Origin of the sequence: Niabella ginsenosidivorans (assembly GCF_001654455.1) — a bacterium.
GTDB lineage: Bacteria > Bacteroidota > Bacteroidia > Chitinophagales > Chitinophagaceae > Niabella > Niabella ginsenosidivorans.
The window spans coordinates 4245749-4268175 of sequence record NZ_CP015772.1 but is presented as its reverse complement, the minus strand read 5'-3'; the positions used below and the strand labels follow the sequence as shown (position 1 = coordinate 4268175).

The window sequence follows — 22427 nt, the reverse complement described above, 5'->3', positions numbered from 1 at the left end:
ACCCTCCGGATTACATCCTGTTAATTATTCAATAACAGCCACTATGGATGCTTTACTGAAATTTATCCGCTCATTGACCTCTTTTTCTGATGAAAGCTGGACCTTATTACAGCCGGCGCTTACTAAAAAAAACTTTAAAAAGAATGAATACCTTTTGAAAGAGGGCCAGGTATGCCGCTCATTATATTTTATTGAAAAGGGATATTGTAAAAGTTACTATACAATTAACGGGGTGGTAAAAAATACAGGCTTCTTTTTTGAAGGCGATATAGCTACCAATATCAGCAGTTTTGGAAGTGACAGGCCATCTGAGTATTTTATGACTGCCTGCGAGCCATTATCAGTAACGCAATTTGATAAGCAGCTATTAATGGAGGCGGGGAAGCGATCGCCGGAGATAGAAACAGTGGGGCGTCATTGCATCCGGCTGTTTGCTGCCCGTCAGGAAACTTTTGCTACGCTGTTTAAGCTTTATATGGCTGCGGAACGGTTGCGATATCTGGAAGAAAATTATCCTTTTATGCTGCAACGTATCCCGTTGCTGCAACTGGCTCCTTTTTTAGGAGTGGCACGGGAAACGTTGAGCAGAATCCGGAACCGAAGAAGCCAATAGGTTTCAAAAAGAGGATGGAATTTTTTTGTGACGATTGTCACACAATGGATCTGCTGCCTGCTGTTAGTTTTGCACCTGTTAAAACAGTAGATCATGAATAAAAAAACGGAGCTGGTTAAACAATTTGTCGAGTGCCTTAATAAGGAAGATTTTGAAGGGGCACAGAATTGCCTGTATGAGGATTTTGTGTTTGAAGGGGTGCTGGGAAGAAGAGCAGGGGCCCTGGTTTATATAAACGAGATGAAGCAGATGAAATTAAAATACAGGGTACTTCAGGTTTTTGAAGCGGCTGATGACGTGTGCCTGTGGTATATGATTGACATGGGCGGCAGGCAGATCCTGGCATCAGGATGGTACCACATCTGCAATGAACAGATCCATTCGTTAAAGGTGCTGTTTGATCCGCGGCCTTTATTGGGCTAAAAGGCATAATTTACCTGTGTGCAGATTTGTTGAATGTAGAAACCTCAGATAGGGTATCTTTTCCTTAGGCTCCGCAGCGACCCGGATTCGACCGGGGTTATTGCTGTTCTATAATACGTTTTTCATCAATTACAGTGTGAAAGATAGGAGTAACGGAACGGTTGATAAAATTTAAAAAGGCGCTTGCTTTTTTACTGCCTGGGTCATTAAATAGTTGCGGGCTCTGGTAGGCAACTGTTTTCAGGTTGCCTTTTCCATCGGTATATTGAATGATGGCTATTTTGCCATCAGCAACAGCCTTGTCTTCAGGCAGTAGTTGCGGTTCCCATGTATTAATTGCATAAGCATGGATGCTATCTGTTACATTTTTCCAGGGTATCAGCGGTTTTATATCATGTACCGTGTGCGGATATTGATCTTTTTTGGTTTGCAAGGTTGCCTTATATCTGTAATTTTTGGCCGAGGTATCTCCCGGCTCCATCTTTATTATAATTACTTCACCACCAAGCCAGGGATACCCCGTATAGTGGACCCGAAGCGTTTCTGTTGGTGAACCTGGTTCCAGGGATGCCAACCCCAGCATTTTATAAATAGTATCTTCTTTTACAGGAGTAGTATCTGGTCTCGGGATTATGGCCTCCTTTTCAACTGTTCCGGGGATGGTACTTTTTGAGGACCTGGATGTGCAACTGAGGAAAATAAGCAACAAAAAACTGCCTGTTGATTTAATAATGGTAGGTAATATATTCATGGAGTGCGTGTTTTAAAATATTAAAGGCCCCACTTATTAAAGAATGATTTGTGCAAATGTTATTTTTTGATAATCTCTTTCCTCCTACGCTATAATAATCCACATTATAAATTCCCATAGAATAATGAGGTGCACGCCTTGCTATACCGCTATAACCATCTGCTCCCATATAATCAGGAATGTCTTTTCTATATTGTGCATCAAATAGTTGTTGATCTGTAACTCCCAATTTTCTATATTTTCTTCCTCTGGATGGGTATGAATAGTGCTAATAACGACTGTGTTATTTCTACCTTTAAAGCTGTAACCCGGCAAGTAATTAACCACTGTTTCAATAGCAGTAGACTGTGCCGTATCATCAACCTCAAAATATACTTTGCAAAGATTGCTATCAAACACTATATATCCGATATGTTCAACCTCAGAAGAATTAACATAATTAACAAGTTTGGTAAATTGTAAACCAGACATATCGAATACCAGGGGAACACTATTCAATTTAAGTAGCGACTGAAAAGCTAAAGGTTTAAAATCTACCCTCGGGCTAATTGCACTAAATAAATCTGAAGATTTATTTCTATGGATAGATCTAAGAATTTGGGTCCACTTGGTAGATGATATAATAGCGTATTTGTCTTCCCGTATATCTCCCTCAACTGTTACTAATTGGGCTTTTTCATTTATATAATTCATACAAGGTGTTTTTTTCGGATTGAAATTACATTTATTTCTGCAGAATAATTGCTATATCCAGGCCCGGTTCTTTAATTCCAGGTATTTGTTGATGGTATTTACGGTCAGCTGCTGGGGGGTAGTTAAAATGCTTAATATACCATTTTGCTGCAGTTCCTTTACCATCTGGCGTTTTTCAAAAGCAAATTTTTCGGCAATGGTCTTTATATAGACTTCTTCCAGATTACCGGCCCTGGATTCGGTTAATTCCTTTATGGCTGTGTTTTCAAACAGCACTACCAGTAACAAATGATAATGGGCTGTTCGCTTCAATGCCGGCAATTCGCGCTGCAGGCCTTCCAGCGATTCAAAGTTGGTGAACAGCACCAGCAGGCTTCTGCTGGTAATGCTGTTACGGACAATGGCATAGAGCTTTTCATAATCCGCTTCCAGGAAGCGTGTTTGTTGTTTATACAGGGTTTCCAGTAACAGGTTCATTTGTCCGGGGCGTTTATCAGCCGGAATAAAACTGTCCTGCTGCTCCGCAAAGGTGATCAGCCCGGCTTTATCCTGTTTTACAATAGAAATATTGGAAAGCACCAGGGAAGCATTAATGGCATAGTCAAGCAGGGTCATTCCTTCAAAGGGCATTTTCATTACACGCCCTTTGTTGATGACACAATAGATCTGCTGGCTTTTTTCGTCGGTATAATTATTTACCATCACATTCCCCTTACGGCTGGTTGCCTTCCAGTTGATGGTACGGTAATCATCGCCACGGACGTATTCCTTGATGTTGTCAAATTCCATACTATGCCCCAGTTTGGGCGTTTTCTTGATCCCCGCTTCCTGTAGCCGGTTGCTGATGGCCAGTAGCTGAAAACGGCGCATCTGCATAAAAGAAGGGTAGACCTTTGTGGTTTTCCTTGCGCTGATCCTGAACTTTCTTGTTACCAGCCGTAAAGGCGCGGTAACAAAAATATTAATGTCTTCAAACAAATATTCTCCCCGGGTAAGCGGTTTTAGGTAATAGTCAATTTCAGCGCTCTGGCTGCCCTGTAAGTCTGCTTTCCTCGCCCAGTGCCGCTCCTGGAACTGAACGGGCAGCTCATCAATAACTGAAAGAGTTACAGGATAGGAATAGTTGTTGAACAGATGCAGGCTGATCCTGTTCTCGTCTCCGATGCTCATGCGGTCCGGCACAGTGCGGGTAGCAATAATGCCTTTCTTTTTTGAATAAACCAGTACTGCATCTGCAAGTACCGCTATGAGCAGGATGATCATTAGCAGTGCTGCAACCCGGTAAAGCGGCGGATGAAAATAACTTGCTATGAACAATAATGCTATTGCCCCGCCAATATAATAAACGATTTTATTTAGATAGAACGACTGCAACAGTTGAAATTTGGGGTTAAGTGTATAAGATCAGCTATTGTTTACCGGGGTATTTCCAGTCCGTTAATCATTTGCTGAATGGTTTCGTTTTCCGTAACGCCTTCCATTTCTTTTTCGGGAGAAAGAATAATGCGATGTCTTAAGACCGGCGCGGCAACGGTAATGATGTCATCCGGTGTAACAAAATCCCTGCCTTTTATTGCTGCCATTGCCTTTGATGCGTTCATGATGGCCAGTGATGCGCGCGGTGAAGCTCCCAGGTAAATGGCTTTGTTGTTGCGGGTCTGATGCACCAGCCTGGCAATAAAGGACAGCAGCTTTTCTTCTATAATGATTTCTTTTACCTGCTGTCTTAGCTGGTTGATCTGCGCTCCTGTCAATACCCCGGTAATAGCATCCAGCACGTTATGATTGGCCAGCTGGTGAAAACGCGTCAGTATCTGCAGCTCTTCCTCTTCACTGGGATAAGGCACTTCTATTTTAAACAGGAAACGGTCCAGCTGTGCTTCCGGCAGGCGATAAGTGCCTTCCTGCTCTACCGGGTTTTGGGTGGCTATTACCATAAACGGTGCATCCATGGCGTAGGTTTTGCCATCAACGGATATCTGGCGTTCTTCCATTACTTCCAGCAGTGCAGCCTGTGTTTTTGCCGGAGCGCGGTTAATTTCGTCCACCAGGATAATGTTTCCGAATACGGGTCCTTTTTTGAATTCAAAACGGGCATCACCCGGATTAAAAACCGGTGTGCCGATTACGTCAGACGGCATAAGATCCGGTGTAAACTGAATCCGGGAAAATTGTGCATCAACGGCACGTGCCACTAATTTTGCTGTTAATGTCTTGGCAACACCTGGTACCCCCTGTATCAGCACATGGCCGTCTGCCAGCAATGCTGCAATGATCAGTTGTACCATTTCATTCTGCCCGATGATGATCTTTTTTATTTCATCGGTCATTTTCAGTACCGCCTGATTCAGTTCTGCAAGATTAATACGGTTCTCAAAAATAGGTTCTTCCATGTGTTTATCTGTTTTATATATTGTTATAGAATTTTTCAATGTTGGCCTGCAGCACGATCAGTTCCGTGTCTGAAATGGTGCCTTTTGCTTCTGTGTTTTTGATCTGCGTTACGATCTCTTCCACCAATGCCGCGCTTACACCGCTCTTGTCGCTTACTTCCTGTATGTAATCATTGTTCAGCTCTTTTGAAAAAATATGATATTTGTTGCGCAGGTGCTCCTGGAAATAAGCGCTCATTTTCTGGGCGAGGTTTACATTATCTCTCTTTTCATAATAGAGCAGCCCCATTGTTTTTACAAAATCCAGGGTATCATTTCTGGGTGGTTCAATAACCGGTATAAAACGCTGACGGCGGCGCATCTCCAGCAGGGCAAAGATCAGAAGCAGCGCCAGCGCCAGGAGAATACCGCTACGGAAGGAGCGTTCTTTCATAATCGCAGTGAACCAGCCATCTTCCCTGCCCGGCTGACTGGTTTTCCGTTTCCTGTAATACTCATCCCATATAACCGTGGTAATATGCTGCGGTACCAGAGAGAAGGCCTGGTTCAAATATGAAATATTGTTTTTGTATAATAAGAAATAATTGCTGAATGTTAAGGGTGAAAGGTGGAGGAACAGGGCTCCCTTTCCTTTTTTCAGTTCAATAAAATTAGCCTTGCCTTCATTGCCGCGGCCAATGATCCTGGTAGTGCTTCTGTTGGTTCTTACAAATGCGCCTTCAATAGCCACCCCCGGATAGGCAGCACTGTAGGTTGAGGGTAAGGGCACGCTGTCCAGCTCAACCGATAGGGAGTCTGGTCCGTAGGCTCCGCTAGGGTAGGATATCGTATTTCCTAAGCTGGTTCTGGCCTCAATATAATTTTCAACGTCACTGCCCAGTGCAAAACAACTGATGAAGGCGTAATTTCCGTTTTTAATAAACTGCAGCAATGCGTCCAGCTCTTCTTCATTTAGCAGCACCTGCGGACTGATACTTACAAAGAACTGATCTTCTTTATTCGGGTAAAAGACGGTGCTGGCTAAAATATCCTTTTGATTGATGGCTATGGCAGCCGAAGGAAAAAGATGTTTCAGACCGTTATAAACTACATAGGTGCCATAAGGATTTTTGTCTTCTTTTTTAAAAGAGATATAAGTATTGTATTTTTTTTCTGTGTCTTCCCCGCTTTTAAATAACAGCAGCAGGATAACGGCAATCAGCAGGAGTCCCAGCAGGTATGGAAGTGTTTTTTTCAAAAAGACCAGCTATTTGAGTTTTTGTTTAAATTGTTGAAAGGCATTGTTTATTTTCTGGTATGCCGGCTCCGTTATATCAAACAGGCCGTACCAGCTATATTCATAATTCCGCGTAACGGAAAAAAAATCATCATAATAACCACTGCTGCGCAGCTGCATCAGGTATTCAAAATTTGTTTTATCCGGCATAAAATGGATGAGTTTCCGCTCAGATAGATTTTTCAGCAGTTCCAGGTACTGAAGACGGATCGCCAGCCGGTAATTTTTTTGCCCTACAGCCTTTTGGATCCCGGCTGCATAGTCAATGGAAAAGATGTCTTTGTGCTCATCCTGATAATGGCTTGCTGATACGGAGACGCTTTTTCGTTTCAGCAGGATAAAATTGTTGTTTACAAGATACCAGATCAATATGACCACAAATATTGCAATAGCTATGTAGGGAATCACAGTGGTCCAGTTGGTGGTTGATCTTATCTGTTGGTTCCGGGGAGCAGCCGGATGCTCCTGTTCCTTTTTTTTCAACCCTGTTTTGATGTATCCGAAATGCGGGTCATTTTGCAGGCGTTTTACAAAACTATCCGGTATACTTCTTATCTGCACCCGCTCTTTATTGTAGTCTTCAATATTATCAAAATCGTGATCATTTTCAGTTGCTGTTGAACTATAAGGGTCATAATTTTCAACAGACACCGGGACTTTGTCAGCGTACACTGTATCTGGTTGCCCTGTACCGGCTGAATCTGTTTCCTGTGCCTGCATACCGGTTGCTGTAAGCATCAGCCAGGCGGACAGGAGCAACATTTTTTTTAAAATTTTATGCATGTAATGCCCCGCCCTCCTCAAGGCCTTTTTTCTTTTTGCGTACCAGTTGTACCGGGTAAATGATAAAATACCAGATCACAAACAGAACGGAAGCTGTGGTAAGAAAAGTGGTAAGCCAGGCTATATCATTATACAACCTGGTAAAAAGACCTTCAAAAAAGGCGGCGATCACAAAAGCGGGCAAAATGCCGATCATGATCTTTACCCCATCTTTTGCACCATCCCGAAAGGCGTCTATACGCTTTTTTGTACCCGGAAAAAGAAAACTTTTGCCCAATACAAAACCGGCTGTGGCCGCAACAATAAGCGCGGTAATTTCCAGCGTGCCATGAACAAATACCACCAGCCAGAACTGCACGCCAAATCCATGCGCAACAAAAAGCTGGTCAAATATGCCCAGCATGGCACCGTTATATGCCAGCAGGTACATGGTGGGAATGCCACAAAATATGCCGGAAGTAAAAGAAAGAAAGGCCACTTTTATATTATTGATCATAATACCCAACCAACTGAGAATGGGATTGCCGGTTTCATAAATTCCAAAAGGATTGCCTTCCTTAATATTCTCCAGGGTCTTTTCCACATAACTGTTCCCAAAAAAGTTACTGGCCAGTTCAGCATCTTTTACTGCCACAAAAAATGCCAGTAAAAAGAAGGTCATAAATAATACAAAGGAAAATAACAATGATTTGCGGTGCTTATGAATAAGCAGGGGCAATTCATATTTCCAGTAATAAACCAGGCGGCTTGATTCTTCTTTTCGGTTCTGATAAATGCTTAGATACATATCAGAGGCCTGCTTATTGAGGTATTGTACTGTTTTGCTTGTAGGATAAAAGGTCTTGGCATAGGCCAGGTCATCTACCAGTTGTGTAAAGACTTTTGCCATTTCGTCTGGTGACTGGGGCGGGGCACTTTGGTTGTTCAGCCAGCGGTCCTTGTTTTTTTTTATAAACAGTGCTTCTCTCAAGTAAATTGAATTTTTGACAAAATACAAATTTTTATACAACTTTTACAAATTGGGACTGTATTGCCGGTGTTGATCTCTGAAATTAAACTCAGACCACCAGTGAACGAATAAGGTATTGTTCCTGCCGTTCATCAGTGCCGGAAACAGGCTGCCTGCACCAAGGGCTCATTGCCGTTTTGTTTCAATTTATAGCGGCAGCATAAAAAAAATTTTATTATTTGTAATAAAATTTTAACTTCGTCATGTTTGATCGATAAGTTTGCTTTTGAGTATGCCCAAAGAACTGATCTTATGTCAAAACGATACACTGATTTGGAAGATTAGATATTTGCAATACTAAAGTTAGGCTGTTTATTGACGGTAGCTACTCTCAGCAATAATTGGTAAAACATAACAGAAATTCTCTAAATTCTTAATTAAACAATCTAAACCAGGTTTAAAAGACCAGCAAAAAACATTCAGTAGCCATAGGATGCTTTACGGGCAATTGTGTACATAATTTGTACCGGCGTGGCCAATCGGTATATTTTATCGGGCAGACACTTATTTAAAGCAGTGTCTGACTGTAAATATTATACACTTCCTGCCTGATACAAAAAGACAATATGGGTCTTAATGGGGAGCCTATGCTTATTCCGTTCCTGTTAAAGTAAGGACAATGCAACGACTTGCTCTTTATGGAACACCTGCTGCCAATTTAAGCCTTCTCTACAAAGCTAATATCAGTAATTATTCACCTCTAATGCCTTTTATTATGAAACAAAAACAGATGTTGTTGGTGGCCGGCAAGTACTCAATATTCACGAGGCTGGCTGGCAAGGGATCTTTATTGTCCCTGTTTTTATTAATTGTTACGACGCTTTCCCTTAGAACCGGTTATGCACAGCAAACTGCTTTAAGCTGTTCCATGACACCTGTGCCAATGGTTAACGGAGGCGGTACGTTTACAGCTTCCTTTACGGCAAACGGAACGAACACGGGTTTATCCAGCTGGCTGTCAGGTTTAACCAATACCGTCCCCAGGGTCATTGATAACGACCTGGCCAACGCTGCTGTAGGTACTATTGTTGTTGGTGGCAGCCTGACGCTGAATGTTACCGACAATGCGAATACATATAGTGCCGGTAACTATGCAGGGTTCCTGATCGGAAGCGGTTTATTGAACCTGTCTGCGCTGGGTTCCATAACTGTTACCACACTGAATGACGGAGTAGTACAGGAAACCATGCCGGGTAGCAGCCTGCTGGCAGCATCCAGTAGCCTGATCTCTGGTGCTTATGAAGTGGGCTTTTATACCAATAAGCCTTATGATCAGCTGCGTCTTACTATTTCGTCAACCCTGGGTGCCGGTGTTTACAATGTTTATTATGCGTTTATGAGAGGTACAGGTTCCTGTAGTGCAGGTCCGGTACCGGATTGCAATACCAATACACTGCTGTCTTTTTCAACCCATCCTGTAGTAGCACAATCCGGTATAACCGGCGCCGTTGCCGTTACGGCAGTAAGTAACCTTTCCAATATTGTAGATGCAAGTACCAGCACTGCTGCCAGTATCAGTACCGTGGCCAGTGTAGCAGGTACCGCATTTGTTTCTGTAAAAAATACGGTTGCTGATTACCCCGCAGGTTATTTTGTTGGGTTTGACATTCAGAACAGCAGCCTGATTTCCCTGTCGGCATTAAGTGCATTTACACTTGTTACTTACCTGGATGGGGTGCAGCAGCAAACCTTCAGTGGTTCATCACTGCTGGTGGGCGCCGCCCTTTTAAGCAGCAGCGGAAGGCAAACGGTAGGCGCGGTAACAAGCGAACCCTTTGACGAAGCACGGCTGATTGTAAATAATCAGGCGCTTGTTGGCGTGGATCTGGGAGTTACACAGGTGTTTGATGTGATCATAAACAGCCTGTGCCCCGGTACGATCGCGCCCAATCAATCCTATCGTATTGCACAACCGGAATTCCCGGCAGTTATCAATAGCACCAGAACGGGTTTTGATGGCGCTGTGGGTGGTAACGGAACCATAGAAACTCCCGAGAACCTCATTGATAATAATCCTGATAATTATGCAACGATCAGTGTATTAGCGGGCGCTGCATCCAAGGGATCCATATCTATCCTGGATGCGAAAGATGTTTTCCCGGCAGGAACGGGCGTCGGATTCAACCTTAGCAGTCTTTCCGGTCTTCTTGAGGCAGACCTGTTCAACAGTATTACCATAGAAACATGGCTGGATGGCACGCTCCAGGAAAGCCAGTCATCCAACAGCCTGCTGAACCTGACCGTGCTTGGCCCGATCTTCGGTTCCGGCTCCGGCGACTTTAATGCCGGCTTTGTAGCCAGTCAGCCGTTTGATGAAGTAAGAATCAGCGTGGGATCTCTGGCTTCAGTAGCAAATACCGTTCGGATATATGGTGCTTTTGCTTCCACTGATATTTCATTGCCGGTAAGCTTTGGTCCTGTAAGCGCCTTCATTAAAGATGGCAATCTAACCGTAAACTGGGAAACGCTCACAGAAAATAACTGTAAGGAATACCAGGTAGAAGCTTCTGTTGACGGAAAAGTTTGGAAGGCCATATATACTACACCTTCAAAAGCTGAGAACGGAAATGCCACCTCGCCCATTCAATATAGCTTTACACAAAGCTTTTCGGGGTTGGCACTGGCCAGTATTGGTTTGATGGCATTGTTAGCAATACCCTTAATAAGGATTCGTTTTCTAAAGGGAATGTTAATGCTTGTCTTCCTGGTTGCAGTGGGTGTTTCCTGTAATAAGAACAGGGATGAGGTGAATACAGGAGGAGATAGCAGCCTGTATATCCGGATCGCCCAGTATGACAAGGACGGCCAGGTTCACTATTCTAAAGTTGTAAAGGCTGTAAAGCAACCATAAATAAAAGGGTAGGTGTCTGATGTTAAGGCGGCAACTAAAATGCCGCCTTTTTTATATGGGTTCTGACAGGAGCAAACCTTCTTCTGCTTAACTTCGCTAAAGCAATGCCACCTGTTTTACCATATAGCAGAAAATTGAAGAAATGCCTGTAATCAGTATTCCTACTTCCTTTAATATTGACGTAGCCTTTGAAGTACCCAGCTTTGGCCGGCGCATGGCGGCCTTATTGATCGACATGGCCGTAGAGGTTTGTTATCTTATTGCAGCGAGCTGGCTGGTAGATAGAATTGCATCCCGTAGGTATGCCTGGAATGATGACAGCTCCCATAATATGTGGGCCATCGGACTGATAGCAGCAGTACCGTTTTTTTTATACCACCCGATCATGGAAATAACCACTAACGGGCAAAGCATCGGGAAAAAAATAATGCAGCTGCGTGTAGTGAACGTCAATGGCGGAAAGGCAAGTATCAGCCAGTTTTTAATACGATGGCTGCTGCGGGTATCTGATCTGTGGATTGTGCTGCTGCTTATTTTGTTGTTGTCTCTGGGCGGAAACAGCCTGCAGTCTGCGCTCATTTTTCTTTTTGGATTTGGATTTTTGCTTACGGACATTATTCTGGTAGCTTCTTCCAAAAAATCGCAACGAATTGGCGATATGCTGGCACATACCATCCTGATCCGGCTGAATAAGCGACAGGATCTTTCCAATACGATCTTCCGGGAAATCAATGAGGGGTATGTGCCGATATTCCCGCAGGTCATGCGGATTAACGATCGCGATCTGAATGTGATCAAAAGCCTGCTGGACAACGCACGGAAAACACATCAATACGATCCGCTGAGATCTGCCGCGAATCGTGTAAAAGAATATCTGAAAGTAGAAACGGATATGGAACCGTACCAGTTCCTCGATAAATTGCTGGAGGATTACAATTACCTGTCTACCAGCTAAAGGTCGTAAACTTATGTGCTGCACCCTGAAGCGCCTTAGTGTCAGTGCAAAATGAACCAGGAAAGAAGCGGCCCCTCTGCCAAACTTATCAGAGGGGCCGCTTCCTTTTGCGGAATACCGGTTGCTTAGCTTCTATCTCCAACCGCCTCCCAATGCCTGGTACAGTTGTACAATGGCATTCAAACGGCCGTATTTGGCATCCACATAATTCAACTCTGCCTGCAGCTCGTTGGTCATGGCTGTAATAACGTCCAGGTAATTGCCCATGCCATTGTTCACCAGTTCCTGTGAAAACTGTGTGGCAGTATCATATTGCTGGAATTCCAGTTTTTTAAGGTCGATGAGCTTTGACTGCGCATCGTATGTAAACAGGGCGTCTGACACTTCCCTGGAGGCGTTCAGAACGGCTTTCTTGAATGAGTTATAGGCCATCTCCTGGTTGGCCCTGGACACTTCATACTGGGTACGGATCTGGCGCTTGTTCAGAACAGGTTGCAGGAGCGAGCCCGTAACAGAGCCAAAAAGAGAGCTGGCACTGAACAGCTTGTCAAAGAGGACACTTTGCAGGCCCCCGTTGGCACTGAGTGTTAACGAAGGGTAGAACGCTGCTTTTGCCGCATTGGTAGTATAGAAAGCGTTCATGTATGCAAATTCGGCTGTTTTTACATCCGGACGGTTGGCCAGCAGTTGTACGGGCACACCGATAGCCAAAGGCGTAGTGATCTGCTGCTGATCCAGCGTGGTTCTTTCAACAGGCTGGGGCGGAATGCTCAGCAGCATACAGAAAGCATTTTCCATCAGCTTGATGCTGTTATTCAGGTTCACCAGCAGCCCTTTTGAATTTAACAGCAAAGCCTCACTTTGACTAACTGCAACTGCGGTAACAGTACCTGCCTGTTGCAGCGCCTTTGTCGTTTCCAGGTAGCGCTCCCGGTAATTTATGGTTTCTTCCGTGATCTTCTTTTGCTCATCAAGTGCCAGCAACTGGTAATAGGTATTGGCGATAGATGCTACCAGGGTGGATTTTACTGCCTGGTGCGCAGCCTGGGATTGTAACAGGCTTGCCAGCGCCGCATCTTTAGAGCTTTTGATTTTTCCCCAGATATCTGCTTCCCAGTTGAGCGTGCCGGAAAGGGTATATTGATTCAAAAATAAACGGTTGCCGCCGGATAATTGCCCTAATTGTGTATTGAGGGAACCGGTGGACCAGTTATAGGACGGGCCTACTGAAAGTGTGGGAAAGAAACCTGCTTTGCCCTGTTTGAAATAGGCCTCAGCAGCATTGATCTGCTGAATGGCGTTCCTGATGTCCAGATTCTGGTCCAGGGCCTGGTTGATGTAAGCTGCCAGTTTTTCATCAGTAAATAATTCTTTCCAGGAAAAATTGCCCATATTGGTAGTATCCTCCGGTAAATGGTCTGTACGATAACGGGCATCGTCCAGCACATTCCCGGGCCTCTGGTAAGGTTTGGCTACAAAGCAGGCCTGCAGCAAAACCACCATTACGATAAGCGGTATGAATTTAAAAAGAAATAAGTTCGTTCCTTTATTGCTATTAGATTTCATGATCAAAATTTTTCTCAAATTTTAGAGGTTTTACTTTTTCCTGTAACCATTGGAAAACGACAAACAGTACAGGAATGACCAGCAGCCCCAGGATAGTGCCTATCAGCAGGCCTGATGCGGCACCTGTTGCTATGGAGCGGTTTCCTATAGATCCGATACCTGTTGCATATACCAGCGGCATCATTCCCGCAATAAAGGCAAAAGAGGTCATCAGAATGGGGCGTAAACGGGCCCTGGCAGCGTTGATGGCAGCCATCGGAATGCTTTCTCCCTTGTGCCTGCGCTGCACACCAAATTCAACAATCAATATGGCATTCTTTGCAAGCAGCCCTACCAGCATGATGAGCGCTATCTGGAAATAGATATTGTTTTCCAGGCCAAACAGCCATTGCCCAAAATAAGCGCCCATTACCCCAAGCGGCAATGAAATAAGCACTGCTAACGGAATAATATAACTTTCATATTGAGCGCTTAAAATAAAGTAGACGAATACAAGGCTGAGCGCAAAGATGATCAGCGTTTGGGAGCCGGCATTGATCTCCTCCCGCGTAAGGCCGGAGTAATCGATGCCATAGCTTGTAGACAGAGAGCTTTGCGCTACTTCCTGTACCGCTTTAATAGCATCACCGGTACTGAATCCGGGGTTAGAGGCGCCGGTAATATCAACGGATGAAAACAGGTTAAAGCGGGTCACAAACTGGGGACCATAGGCCCGCTCCAGTGTGATGAACTGGGATACCGGGGCCATCTCCCCGTTGCCGGTTTTTACAAAATAGGAGTTCAGGTCGTTCACATCCATTCTGGATTCCGGCAATGCCTGTACCATTACCCGGTATTGCTTACCATACTTGGCAAAATCCGCTGCGTAAATACCGCCAATATAGCCCTGCATGGTTGAAAGCAAACTGCTGATGGACACACCCGCTTCACTTGCCCTTGGCACATTAATGACCATTTCATACTGCGGGTATTTGGTATTAAAGGAGGTTTGCGCATACTGGATCTCAGGACGCTTCATCAGTTCTCCCAAAAACCGCTGGGCGGTTCCATCCAGCTCCTGTATAGATGCCCCGCTTTTGTCCAGTAATGAGAACTGGAAACCGGCACTGTTACCAAAACCGGGCACGCTGGGCGGGCTGAAGAAGATCATTCTTGAATCTGGAATAGAAGCGCCCACACCAAACAATTGTTTAATGATGTCGTCCACACCCTGGCCCTTTGCTGAATTCCTTTCTTTAAAAGCTTTCAGCTTTACAAAGCCCAGCCCGAAGTTGCTGCCCGCACCGGATATCAAACTACGGCCGGTACTGAAGGTAACACTTTCTACTCCCGGGATTCTGGATGCCTTTTTGGTAAGCTCCTTCATGGCCTGGTAAGTGCGATCCATGGATGCACTGGGCGGAAGTTCCACATTGGCAAAAATAATTCCCCGGTCTTCTGCAGGCACAAACCCGGTGGGGGTTTTGGAACTGATAAAGAAGATAAGACCAAGGGATGCCAGTAAAATGATCAGCGTAACCCATTTATGCCGGATGAGGAATACAAATGCTTTTCCATAACGTTTTGTAAGGGCATGGAACGCTGTATTAAAACCGGCAAAGAAACGCTGGAGGAAATTCTTTTTTGTATGTTCATGATCGTCAGTATGCGGGCGCAGCAGTAGCGCGCAGAGCGCGGGGCTCAGGGACAGCGCATTGACTGCGGAAATAAGGATGGCTACAATCAGTGTAATACCAAACTGCTTGTAGAATACCCCGGTAGGCCCGCTGATAAAGGTTACGGGAATAAATACCGCCGCCATTACCAGCGTAATGGAAATAATGGCCCCCGTAATTTCATGCATGGCATCCATAGTGGCTTTTTTGGCATCTTTTTCTCCCTGGTCCAGCTTTGCATGCACGGCTTCCACCACCACAATGGCATCATCCACCACGATCCCGATTGCCAGCACCAGTGCAAAAAGGGTCAACAGGTTGAGGGAGAACCCCATCAGGTTAAGGAAGAAGAATGTACCAATAATGGATACCGGTACGGCAATGGCAGGGATCAGCGTGGAACGGAAATCCTGCAGGAAGATGAACACTACTATAAATACCAGCACAAAAGCTTCTACCAGCGTATGGATCACTTTTTCAATAGAAGCCTCAAGGAACTCATTGGTATCATAGTTGATCACATAGGAAATTCCCTTGGGAAGCGTTTTTTCAGCATCCTTCAGGTATTTTTTAATATCAATGATGATCTGCTGCGCGTTGGATCCCGGCGTCTGAAAAATACCCATACTGATACCGGGATAACCAGAGCTTTCGCCCACACCGGAATAGGACAAGGCATCCAGTTTTACAGAAGCCACATCTTTCAGCCGGAGATACTGCCCCTGGCCCAGTGCCTTGATAATGATATTTTCGTATTCCGGCTGTTCATTAAATTTTCCTTTATATTTAATAACGTATTCAAAGGAGGCACCATTATTCTGCCCCAGGGATCCCGCAGCTGCCTCAAGGCTTTGGCTGTTAATAGCATTAACCACATCCGATGGCTCAATATTGTAGGCGGCCAGCTTCTGTGGATCCAGCCATATGCGCATGGCATAGGTTTTACCACCAAATACCTGTGCATCGCCTACCCCGAAAATCCGCTTGATACCGGGGATAATGTTAATGTCGAGATAGTTTTGAAGAAACACGTCATTCAGATCCTTATTGGTGGTATAAAAAGTCAGGAACATGAGCGCACTGGTCTGCTGCTTTTGTGTAACCACACCCGCACGGGTTACTTCGGCAGGAAGCAGGGGTGCGGCACGTGCCACGCGGTTCTGCACGTTTACCGCGGCAATATCGGGGTCAATGCCCTGTTTGAAAAATACGTTAATGGTGGCGCTGCCGTCATTGCCGGCTGTAGAAGTAATATAGTCCATTCCTTCCACACCGTTCACCTGCTCTTCAATAGGGATGATAACACTTTTCTGTACGGTCTCAGCGTTGGCCCCGGTATAGGTAGCTCTTACGTTTACCGTAGGAGGGGCAATGTCTGGGTATTGCGTTACCGGCAGGGAAACGATCCCCAATATCCCCAATAGTACCAGGATCACGGAAATGACCGTAGATAGTATGGGCCGGTTGATAAATGTTCTGATCATTTTTAGAAAATAGGTTTAATGGCTTTAGTAATGCTGTCGAAATCTGCAGGGCGGGGAATAATGGCCGCGCCGTTCCTTAATGCACTCACACCGGATGCTACAATTGTATCGCCCTGCTGAACACCGCCTGCCAGCAAGGCCATATTGTCAATACGGTCTAAAATGCCTACCGGCACTGAATTAACTGTATCCCTGGTTACTTTATAAACGTACACCATACCCTGCTGCTCAAAGGTGGAAGCTTCAGGTACGGCCAGTACATTATTGTAGGGTTTGGGGATCAGCACTGTACCGCTGTTGCCATTTGCCAGGAGCCTGCCCTGGTTGGGAAAAGACACCCGGAAAAGAATCGTGCCTGTTTGCGGGTCTATCTGGCCGGTAACTGCTTTTACTGTTCCTTTTTGCTCGTATTGCTGCCCGTTTGCCAGCAAAAGGGAAACAGGTGGCATCTTTTTTAATTTTTCCCCAATGGTGGCTCCCGGTGTTTGTTTCAGGAAGTCCAGGTACTCTTTTTCATTCATTGAAAAGTAGGCATACATTTCACTGACATCGGATACCGTGGTTATGGGCGTTTGGTCGGTCGGCCCTACAAGGCTTCCGATCCTTAGCGGCAGCTTGCCCACGATCCCGTCTATCGGGCTGCGGATGATGGAATACTCTACATTGGCTTCTGCACTGCGATAGTTGGCCTGTGCCTGGTTCCTGTTGGCCTTTGCCTGCAGCAACTGGCTTTGGGCGGAACGTAAATTAGCCTTAGCAGTTTCCAGTTGCACATTGCTGATGATCTTTTTTTCAACAAGAGGGATCAGTTTATTTACTTCTACCTGTGCCGCATTTACCGCTGCTTCAGCCGCGCTGATGCTTGCCTGGGCAGCGCCCACGCCGCTTTGCGCTGCTTCTGCGGTTTGAGAAAGGGTATTGGTTTCCAGGCGGAACAGGATCTGCCCTTTGCGCACATGCTGCCCTTCATCTACCAGCACTTCCTTAATATAGCCTGATATTTTTGCACGAACATCATTGTTTACCCGCCCCTGAATGCTTGCGGGGAAAGAATAATAACCGGTAACCGACTTTAGCGGAACGGTAATTACCGGGTAAGGTCTTGCAGCATTTGGGTCGGGAGCTTGTTGCTTTCCTCCGCAGGCGGCCGCCAGTAAAGCAACCAGGCCACCTATAACAATTCTTATTCCTGTATTCATAATGGTCTTGATTTCTGGGTTTATTTATGTAAGGTTTTTACTTTTTTTAAAGTGTCTTCGAATGTTTTAATATGGGTGTCCAGGATGGACACATACTGATCAATGGCTTTGATCACCACATCATTGGGTTGTTTCTGCTGCTTGTTGCACTGCATCATCCGTTGCATCAGCTCTTTTTCTGAGAGCAGTTTGTCAAGCACATTCCCGAACCGGATCTCCATAAACTTCGGATTGATGCGGTAATAGCGTTTACGCGAATCAATCGGGGTAATGTACTCAATGAACTTGTATTTGGCTAACATCTGTAAGCTATTCGATAAAGAGCTCTTACTTACGTTAAACCGGTTTAAAAGCTCATCAAAGGTAAATCCTTCATGCCTTATATCGAATAGCATATATGCGTAGATCTTGGCATTCAATGGCGGCAGCCCATAGAGGTCTGCATAAAAGCTGACCATATCCTGGTATAAATCTTTTTTTGCTTCAGTAAACTGCATAATTTTTTTATCGGTGCGCAAAAATAAGGTTAGTTCGGTAAAAAACGAACAAACGGGTATTGAAAAGAGCTCGACTTTTTTGTAAATAAAATCAACGAAGTTAACAACGTATTGATTTAAAGGTTGTAAGGGAGCATATTATTTTTTTGTTTCGGGTAAGTAGGGTTGTATGAATGGCAAAATAACGCTTTGAGCGGCGGTGGCATCCAGCCAGTGAAAGGCTGCCTGTTTTTTAAACCAGGTTAACTGGCGTTTGGCATAATGCCGGGTATTTCGCTGGATCTGGTGGATGGCCTGGTCTTTGGTAAGCATGCCGTCAAAATAATGAAACAGTTCCTGGTAACCCACTGTTTGCAGCGCATTTGCTGTTCTTAAAGGCCGCAGGCTTTTTACCTCCTCTTCCAGCCCGGCTGCCATCATAGTATATACCCGCTGGTCAATTCTTTCATAAAGCATAGCACGGGGCAGTTCCAGCCCGATGCAGAGACTGTTAAAAAAGCGTTCGGCTTTATGATTAGACTGGTATTCCAGTATCGACCTCCCGGTGCTTTCCATCACTTCCAGGGCTCGCATCATGCGCCGGGGGTTTTGCATTTCACCCCTGGCGGCAAATAAGGGGTCCTTTAGCTGTAGCTCCTGTTTTAGCCATTCAATGCCATTGGTATTATAGAAAGCAATAATGCGCTTCCGTAACTCTTCGGGAATAGAAGGTATCGGATCCATACCGTCCAGCAGTGCTTTAATATACAAACCGGTTCCCCCGGTTACAACAATAACGGGATATTGGTCGAATAATTGCTCAAGGAGATCAAGCGCGTATGCTTCATAAATGGCAGCGCTCATGGCATCATGAATGCTGTGTGAAGCAATAAAATAGTGGGGAACAGCATTCAACTCTTCTGTTGAGGGGCGCGCTACTCCAATGTTCAGCTCTTTAAAACATTGCCGGCTGTCTGCAGAAAGAATAACCGTGCCCAGTTGTTTGGCCACTTCAATGGCAACGGCGGTTTTTCCTACGGCGGTTGGCCCGGCAATTACGATTAAAAGGGGGTTTTTATCGGGAGTGTGCGAAACTGCCATTAAACATCCAGTTCATCAGAAGTGTATTCATCTCCGTTATCTTCATAACCCACATCTTCTCCGTCGGCACCTTTTTCGCCAAAGCCTTCTGCGCTTTTGGAGAGGTCGTATTTCTCCTCTATATCGGCAAATTTTTCACCCAGCAGGCCTTTTGTTCCGTATTGTTTGGGGCTGATGCCTTCCACTCTGGTGATTTTCGGGTACTCGGCAACTGCATCCGCGTCTTTGGAAACATTGATCAGCTCAATCAGGAAATCCCAATGTTTCTGAAAATCATACGTGTAGGTAAAGCGCTGATTCGTATTTTTTATTTCAGAACCGATGGTGGTATCCCGCATCAGCAGGGGAGCTACTTTATAGCTGCGGTCTTTATAGGCTTCCAGCGAAATTTCACGCCCTTTTTGCCAGTGATCATTGCTCCTGAAAAAAGTAGCCTGATGTTTATTGTCGAACTCAAATGCCCCAAGGATCGCTTCATGTAATTGAAAAAATGTTTGGGTATGCTTCACCACAATATCCCTGTAAATACTGTCATCTTCTTCAAAATATACCCTGAATTTTAAAATAGCCATGAGCCGAAGGTACAAAGAATCTGTAAATAGTGGCATTGGATTGCCTGCCGGTGCCAGGCTGCAATGCTATATCCCTGCTATATAAAGATTTGTCCCTTTTTTCTTTTTAATAATGACCCGCCGGCCGGCTTACAGACGGACCAGGAACCATCCTTTTGCCTTATTTCTTACAATAATGCGCCCCGGAAAATATGTACCTTTGTCTTTTAAATGACAGCTATTATGGGAGTGTGGAATCAGATAGCCCAGTATTTATTTCTAAAGAAAAAAGACCCGAACCAGCCTAAGAGTAAATGGGTGGGTTATATGCATGGCATCAACCGGCTGAGTATTTTGCTGTTTCTGGCGGCTCTTATCGTTATTATTGTAAAACTATTACTGCGCCGCTGAATTAATAATGATTTCCGCCGCTTTGCGGGATGCATCGCCTTCTGCAGCCAGTAACCGGTATAGCTGATTATAGTCATTTTTTATTTGTAACCGGCGCTGCTCATTAAACAGTAAGGCATTTAATTCAGCCGTAATATTTTGTTCATTCATTGCGCCCTGGATCAGCTCTTTTACAACCTCCCTGTTCATAATTAAATTGACCAGTGAAATATATTGAATGCTGATAACGCGTTTTGCGATCTGGTAGCTGATCTCGGAGCCTTTATAGCAAACTACTTCCGGAACTCCAAACAGGGCGGTCTCCAGTGTTGCAGTGCCCGATGTTACCAATGCTGCGGTTGCCTGCAGCAATATATCATACGTACGGTTCTGAACAGTGCTGATATTAGGGTAGGAGCCGGTGAATTGTTTGTAAAAGGCATCTTCTACTGCGGGCGCTTGTGCTACCACAAACTGGTAGTCCGGAAAATTTTTGCTTACGGCCAGCATTACCGGCAGTTTTTTTTCAATCTCCTGTTTCCGGCTGCCCGGCAGTAACGCTATAACAGGCCTGGTTACTGGGTGCCCATTGGCATCTTTGATGATCAGATCCGTTCCGGCCTTCTTTTTCTGATCGATCTCTTCTATCAGCGGATGGCCAATATAGGCCACTTCCCAGTTCCATTTATTTTTATAATATTCCTGTTCAAAGGGCAGGATCACCAGCATTTGATCAATGCAGCGCTTCATCATTTTTACACGTCCTTCCTTCCAGGCCCATACCTGGGGTGAAATATAATAGATCACCTTTAATCCCTGCTCTTTGGCCCATTTGGCAATGCGTAAATTGAAACCGGGATAATCGATCAGCACCAGTACATCCGGCCGAAAGGCCAGGATATCCTTTTTACAGAAACTGAGGTTGCGGAAAATGGTTTTTAAATTCATCACCACTTCCGCAAAGCCCATAAAGGCAAGGTCTTTATAATGTTTTACAAGATCCATCCCGGCAGCCTGCATTCTGCTGCCACCCCAGCCACGAATGATACAGCCGGGCTGTAATTTTTTCAGGGCGGCTACCAGGTTGCTGCCGTGCAAATCTCCGGAAGCTTCTCCGGCAATAATATAATATCTGGGTTGTTGCGGCACTATTTTGATTCCCCCCAGTCTTTTTCCAGTTTTTGCTTCAGGCCATAATCGGTCAGGTCAAATTCTACCGGTACCACGCTTACATACCCGTTGGCCAAAGCCCATACATCCGTGTCTTTTGACCGGTCAAAGTTCACAAACTCACCGGTGAGCCAGTAATAGCTGCGGCCATGAGGGTCTTTGCGCTCAATAAATTTTTCCTGGTATTTGGCATACGCCTGTTTGCAGATCCTGTATCCTTTTAATTGGGTAATATCCGCTTTTGGAATATTTACGTTCAGCAAAAAATGCTGTGGCAGTTTTTTGCGCAACATTTTTTCAACGATCAAACGTGCATAGTGCCTGGACGCTTTAAAATCCGGCTCTGCTGAATAGTCCATCAGGGAAAAACCAACTGCGGGAATGCTTTCAATGGCTGCTTCCATTGCGGCAGACATAGTGCCTGAGTAGATCACATTAATGCTATGGTTGGAGCCATGATTGATCCCGCTGATGCAGATGTCCGGCTTACGGTGCAGGATCTTATCTACGGCCAGTTTTACACAATCTACCGGTGTTCCGGAGCAGGAATAGGCTTTAATGCCCTCAAACAGTTCCACTTCATACAGGCGCAGGGGATGACCAATGGTAATGGCATGTCCCATACCCGACTGTGGCTTATCCGGCGCTACCACTACAATTTTCCCAAGCCCCCGTACTGCTTCTACCAGGTTCCGGATGCCCAAAGCTGCAACGCCGTCATCATTGGTTACCAGGATGATCGGCTCCTCCTTCTTACTTCCTTTTTTCTTTATTGCCATAGAGTGCAAAAATAACTGATTCCTGTTTACCACATTTTAAGCTGTGGAACTGTATGTTCTTAAAAGGTTTAAACTTGGCTATACATCAGTATCCGGCTATTGGATCCGGAATTAAATTTACCTACGTAATAATAAAAATTTACCCACTGAAAGTAAAAATCCGGTTATAATAAAGTCGTATTATATACCGGCAACCAGGTTACGGGTTTCGGGGAACGATTACAGGCTGTACCGGCGGGAAACTTATAGAGGCTGACCAAAAAGCCCCCTTTGTCATGCTGAATTTATTTCAGCATCTAAAATGGCATC

At 45.0% G+C, this 22427-nt stretch carries 20 protein-coding genes; 5 read left to right on the top strand and 15 right to left on the bottom strand.

Annotated features, from left to right (window positions below):
• Nucleotides 1-43 precede the first annotated feature (43 nt).
• Both A8C56_RS18040 and A8C56_RS18035 read left to right on the top strand, forming a co-directional pair.
• A complete protein-coding gene (locus A8C56_RS18040; protein WP_067759162.1) occupies nucleotides 44-613 on the top strand; it encodes a Crp/Fnr family transcriptional regulator in 570 nt (189 codons plus the stop codon).
• 93 nt (nucleotides 614-706) lie between these two features.
• On the top strand, nucleotides 707-1036 hold the full coding sequence (locus A8C56_RS18035) for a nuclear transport factor 2 family protein (RefSeq protein ID WP_067759159.1): 330 nt from the start codon (nucleotides 707-709) through the stop codon (nucleotides 1034-1036).
• A 97-nt stretch (nucleotides 1037-1133) separates the two neighbouring features.
• Here A8C56_RS18035 and A8C56_RS18030 read toward each other — a convergent pair whose 3' ends face one another.
• The 7 genes from A8C56_RS18030 to A8C56_RS18000 form a co-directional block, all read right to left on the bottom strand.
• Nucleotides 1134-1787, bottom strand: a complete 654-nt coding sequence (locus A8C56_RS18030; RefSeq protein ID WP_067759157.1) for a hypothetical protein — start codon at nucleotides 1785-1787, stop codon at nucleotides 1134-1136.
• 141 nt (nucleotides 1788-1928) lie between these two features.
• Entirely contained in the window at nucleotides 1929-2480 is a 552-nt protein-coding gene (locus A8C56_RS18025; RefSeq protein ID WP_067759155.1) for a hypothetical protein, read from the bottom strand.
• Nucleotides 2481-2531: 51 nt separating this feature from the next.
• Nucleotides 2532-3854 (bottom strand): DUF58 domain-containing protein, encoded by a 1323-nt coding sequence (locus A8C56_RS18020; RefSeq protein ID WP_067759153.1) that lies wholly within the window; start codon nucleotides 3852-3854, stop codon nucleotides 2532-2534.
• Between the two features lie 41 nt (nucleotides 3855-3895).
• Nucleotides 3896-4873: an AAA family ATPase gene (locus tag A8C56_RS18015; RefSeq protein WP_067762235.1), complete on the bottom strand. Its 978-nt coding sequence runs from the start codon at nucleotides 4871-4873 to the stop codon at nucleotides 3896-3898.
• Nucleotides 4874-4886: 13 nt separating this feature from the next.
• A complete protein-coding gene (locus A8C56_RS18010) occupies nucleotides 4887-6110 on the bottom strand; it encodes a DUF4350 domain-containing protein (RefSeq protein WP_067759150.1) in 1224 nt (407 codons plus the stop codon).
• Between the two features lie 9 nt (nucleotides 6111-6119).
• The gene (locus A8C56_RS18005; protein ID WP_157098029.1) at nucleotides 6120-6911 is read right to left on the bottom strand and encodes a hypothetical protein; all 792 of its coding nucleotides are present in this window, start codon (nucleotides 6909-6911) and stop codon (nucleotides 6120-6122) included.
• 13 nt (nucleotides 6912-6924) lie between these two features.
• Nucleotides 6925-7902, bottom strand: a complete 978-nt coding sequence (locus A8C56_RS18000) for a stage II sporulation protein M (RefSeq protein WP_067762233.1) — start codon at nucleotides 7900-7902, stop codon at nucleotides 6925-6927.
• A gap of 658 nt (nucleotides 7903-8560) precedes the next feature.
• Here A8C56_RS18000 and A8C56_RS17995 point away from each other — a divergent pair.
• Both A8C56_RS17995 and A8C56_RS17990 read left to right on the top strand, forming a co-directional pair.
• Complete coding sequence (locus tag A8C56_RS17995; RefSeq protein WP_169818796.1) at nucleotides 8561-10792, top strand: hypothetical protein; 2232 nt, start codon at nucleotides 8561-8563, stop codon at nucleotides 10790-10792.
• Nucleotides 10793-10934: 142 nt separating this feature from the next.
• Entirely contained in the window at nucleotides 10935-11747 is an 813-nt protein-coding gene (locus A8C56_RS17990) for an RDD family protein (protein ID WP_067759144.1), read from the top strand.
• Nucleotides 11748-11879: 132 nt separating this feature from the next.
• Here the strand turns inward: A8C56_RS17990 and A8C56_RS17985 are convergent, their stop codons facing one another.
• From A8C56_RS17985 to A8C56_RS17960, 6 genes are all read right to left on the bottom strand, one after another.
• Complete coding sequence (locus A8C56_RS17985; protein WP_067759141.1) at nucleotides 11880-13313, bottom strand: efflux transporter outer membrane subunit; 1434 nt, start codon at nucleotides 13311-13313, stop codon at nucleotides 11880-11882.
• Nucleotides 13303-16452, bottom strand: coding sequence for an efflux RND transporter permease subunit (locus A8C56_RS17980; protein WP_067759139.1), 3150 nt, complete (start codon nucleotides 16450-16452; stop codon nucleotides 13303-13305). Before A8C56_RS17980 ends, A8C56_RS17985 begins: the two co-directional genes overlap by 11 nt.
• A gap of 2 nt (nucleotides 16453-16454) precedes the next feature.
• Nucleotides 16455-17651 carry an efflux RND transporter periplasmic adaptor subunit gene (locus A8C56_RS17975; protein ID WP_067759137.1) on the bottom strand — a complete coding sequence of 399 codons (1197 nt, stop codon included), beginning with the start codon at nucleotides 17649-17651 and terminating at the stop codon, nucleotides 16455-16457.
• 20 nt (nucleotides 17652-17671) lie between these two features.
• Nucleotides 17672-18148 carry a GbsR/MarR family transcriptional regulator gene (locus tag A8C56_RS17970; protein ID WP_067762231.1) on the bottom strand — a complete coding sequence of 159 codons (477 nt, stop codon included), beginning with the start codon at nucleotides 18146-18148 and terminating at the stop codon, nucleotides 17672-17674.
• Nucleotides 18149-18286: 138 nt separating this feature from the next.
• On the bottom strand, nucleotides 18287-19228 hold the full coding sequence (miaA, locus tag A8C56_RS17965) for a tRNA (adenosine(37)-N6)-dimethylallyltransferase MiaA (RefSeq protein WP_067759134.1): 942 nt from the start codon (nucleotides 19226-19228) through the stop codon (nucleotides 18287-18289).
• Entirely contained in the window at nucleotides 19228-19800 is a 573-nt protein-coding gene (locus tag A8C56_RS17960) for an IS1096 element passenger TnpR family protein (protein WP_067759131.1), read from the bottom strand. Before A8C56_RS17960 ends, miaA begins: the two co-directional genes overlap by 1 nt.
• Before the next feature lie 222 nt (nucleotides 19801-20022).
• Between A8C56_RS17960 and A8C56_RS24705 the strand changes: the two genes are divergently transcribed.
• Nucleotides 20023-20190: a DUF6728 family protein gene (locus A8C56_RS24705; protein WP_169818795.1), complete on the top strand. Its 168-nt coding sequence runs from the start codon at nucleotides 20023-20025 to the stop codon at nucleotides 20188-20190.
• On the opposite strand, the gene lpxB is transcribed toward A8C56_RS24705, so the two are convergent.
• Nucleotides 20176-21318 carry a lipid-A-disaccharide synthase gene (gene lpxB, locus A8C56_RS17950; protein WP_067759126.1) on the bottom strand — a complete coding sequence of 381 codons (1143 nt, stop codon included), beginning with the start codon at nucleotides 21316-21318 and terminating at the stop codon, nucleotides 20176-20178. The genes A8C56_RS24705 and lpxB overlap by 15 nt on opposite strands.
• Nucleotides 21318-22118, bottom strand: a complete 801-nt coding sequence (gene surE / locus A8C56_RS17945) for a 5'/3'-nucleotidase SurE (RefSeq protein WP_067759124.1) — start codon at nucleotides 22116-22118, stop codon at nucleotides 21318-21320. The genes lpxB and surE overlap by 1 nt, the downstream gene beginning before the upstream one ends.
• Between the last annotated feature and the right edge of the window lie 309 nt (nucleotides 22119-22427).

Coding starts and splice junctions, on each gene's coding strand:
- A8C56_RS17985 (WP_067759141.1), bottom strand. CDS start 13,313: ATGAAATCTAATAGCAATAAAGGAACGAACTTATTTCTTTTTAAATTC.
- A8C56_RS24705 (WP_169818795.1), top strand. CDS start 20,023: ATGGGAGTGTGGAATCAGATAGCCCAGTATTTATTTCTAAAGAAAAAA.
- A8C56_RS18015 (WP_067762235.1), bottom strand. CDS start 4,873: ATGGAAGAACCTATTTTTGAGAACCGTATTAATCTTGCAGAACTGAAT.
- A8C56_RS18005 (WP_157098029.1), bottom strand. CDS start 6,911: ATGTTGCTCCTGTCCGCCTGGCTGATGCTTACAGCAACCGGTATGCAG.
- A8C56_RS17980 (WP_067759139.1), bottom strand. CDS start 16,452: ATGATCAGAACATTTATCAACCGGCCCATACTATCTACGGTCATTTCC.
- A8C56_RS18035 (WP_067759159.1), top strand. CDS start 707: ATGAATAAAAAAACGGAGCTGGTTAAACAATTTGTCGAGTGCCTTAAT.
- A8C56_RS18040 (WP_067759162.1), top strand. CDS start 44: ATGGATGCTTTACTGAAATTTATCCGCTCATTGACCTCTTTTTCTGAT.
- A8C56_RS17960 (WP_067759131.1), bottom strand. CDS start 19,800: ATGGCTATTTTAAAATTCAGGGTATATTTTGAAGAAGATGACAGTATT.
- surE (WP_067759124.1), bottom strand. CDS start 22,118: ATGGCAATAAAGAAAAAAGGAAGTAAGAAGGAGGAGCCGATCATCCTG.
- A8C56_RS18030 (WP_067759157.1), bottom strand. CDS start 1,787: ATGAATATATTACCTACCATTATTAAATCAACAGGCAGTTTTTTGTTG.
- A8C56_RS18025 (WP_067759155.1), bottom strand. CDS start 2,480: ATGAATTATATAAATGAAAAAGCCCAATTAGTAACAGTTGAGGGAGAT.
- A8C56_RS17990 (WP_067759144.1), top strand. CDS start 10,935: ATGCCTGTAATCAGTATTCCTACTTCCTTTAATATTGACGTAGCCTTT.
- miaA (WP_067759134.1), bottom strand. CDS start 19,228: ATGGCAGTTTCGCACACTCCCGATAAAAACCCCCTTTTAATCGTAATT.
- A8C56_RS17975 (WP_067759137.1), bottom strand. CDS start 17,651: ATGAATACAGGAATAAGAATTGTTATAGGTGGCCTGGTTGCTTTACTG.
- A8C56_RS17970 (WP_067762231.1), bottom strand. CDS start 18,148: ATGCAGTTTACTGAAGCAAAAAAAGATTTATACCAGGATATGGTCAGC.
- A8C56_RS17995 (WP_169818796.1), top strand. CDS start 8,561: ATGCAACGACTTGCTCTTTATGGAACACCTGCTGCCAATTTAAGCCTT.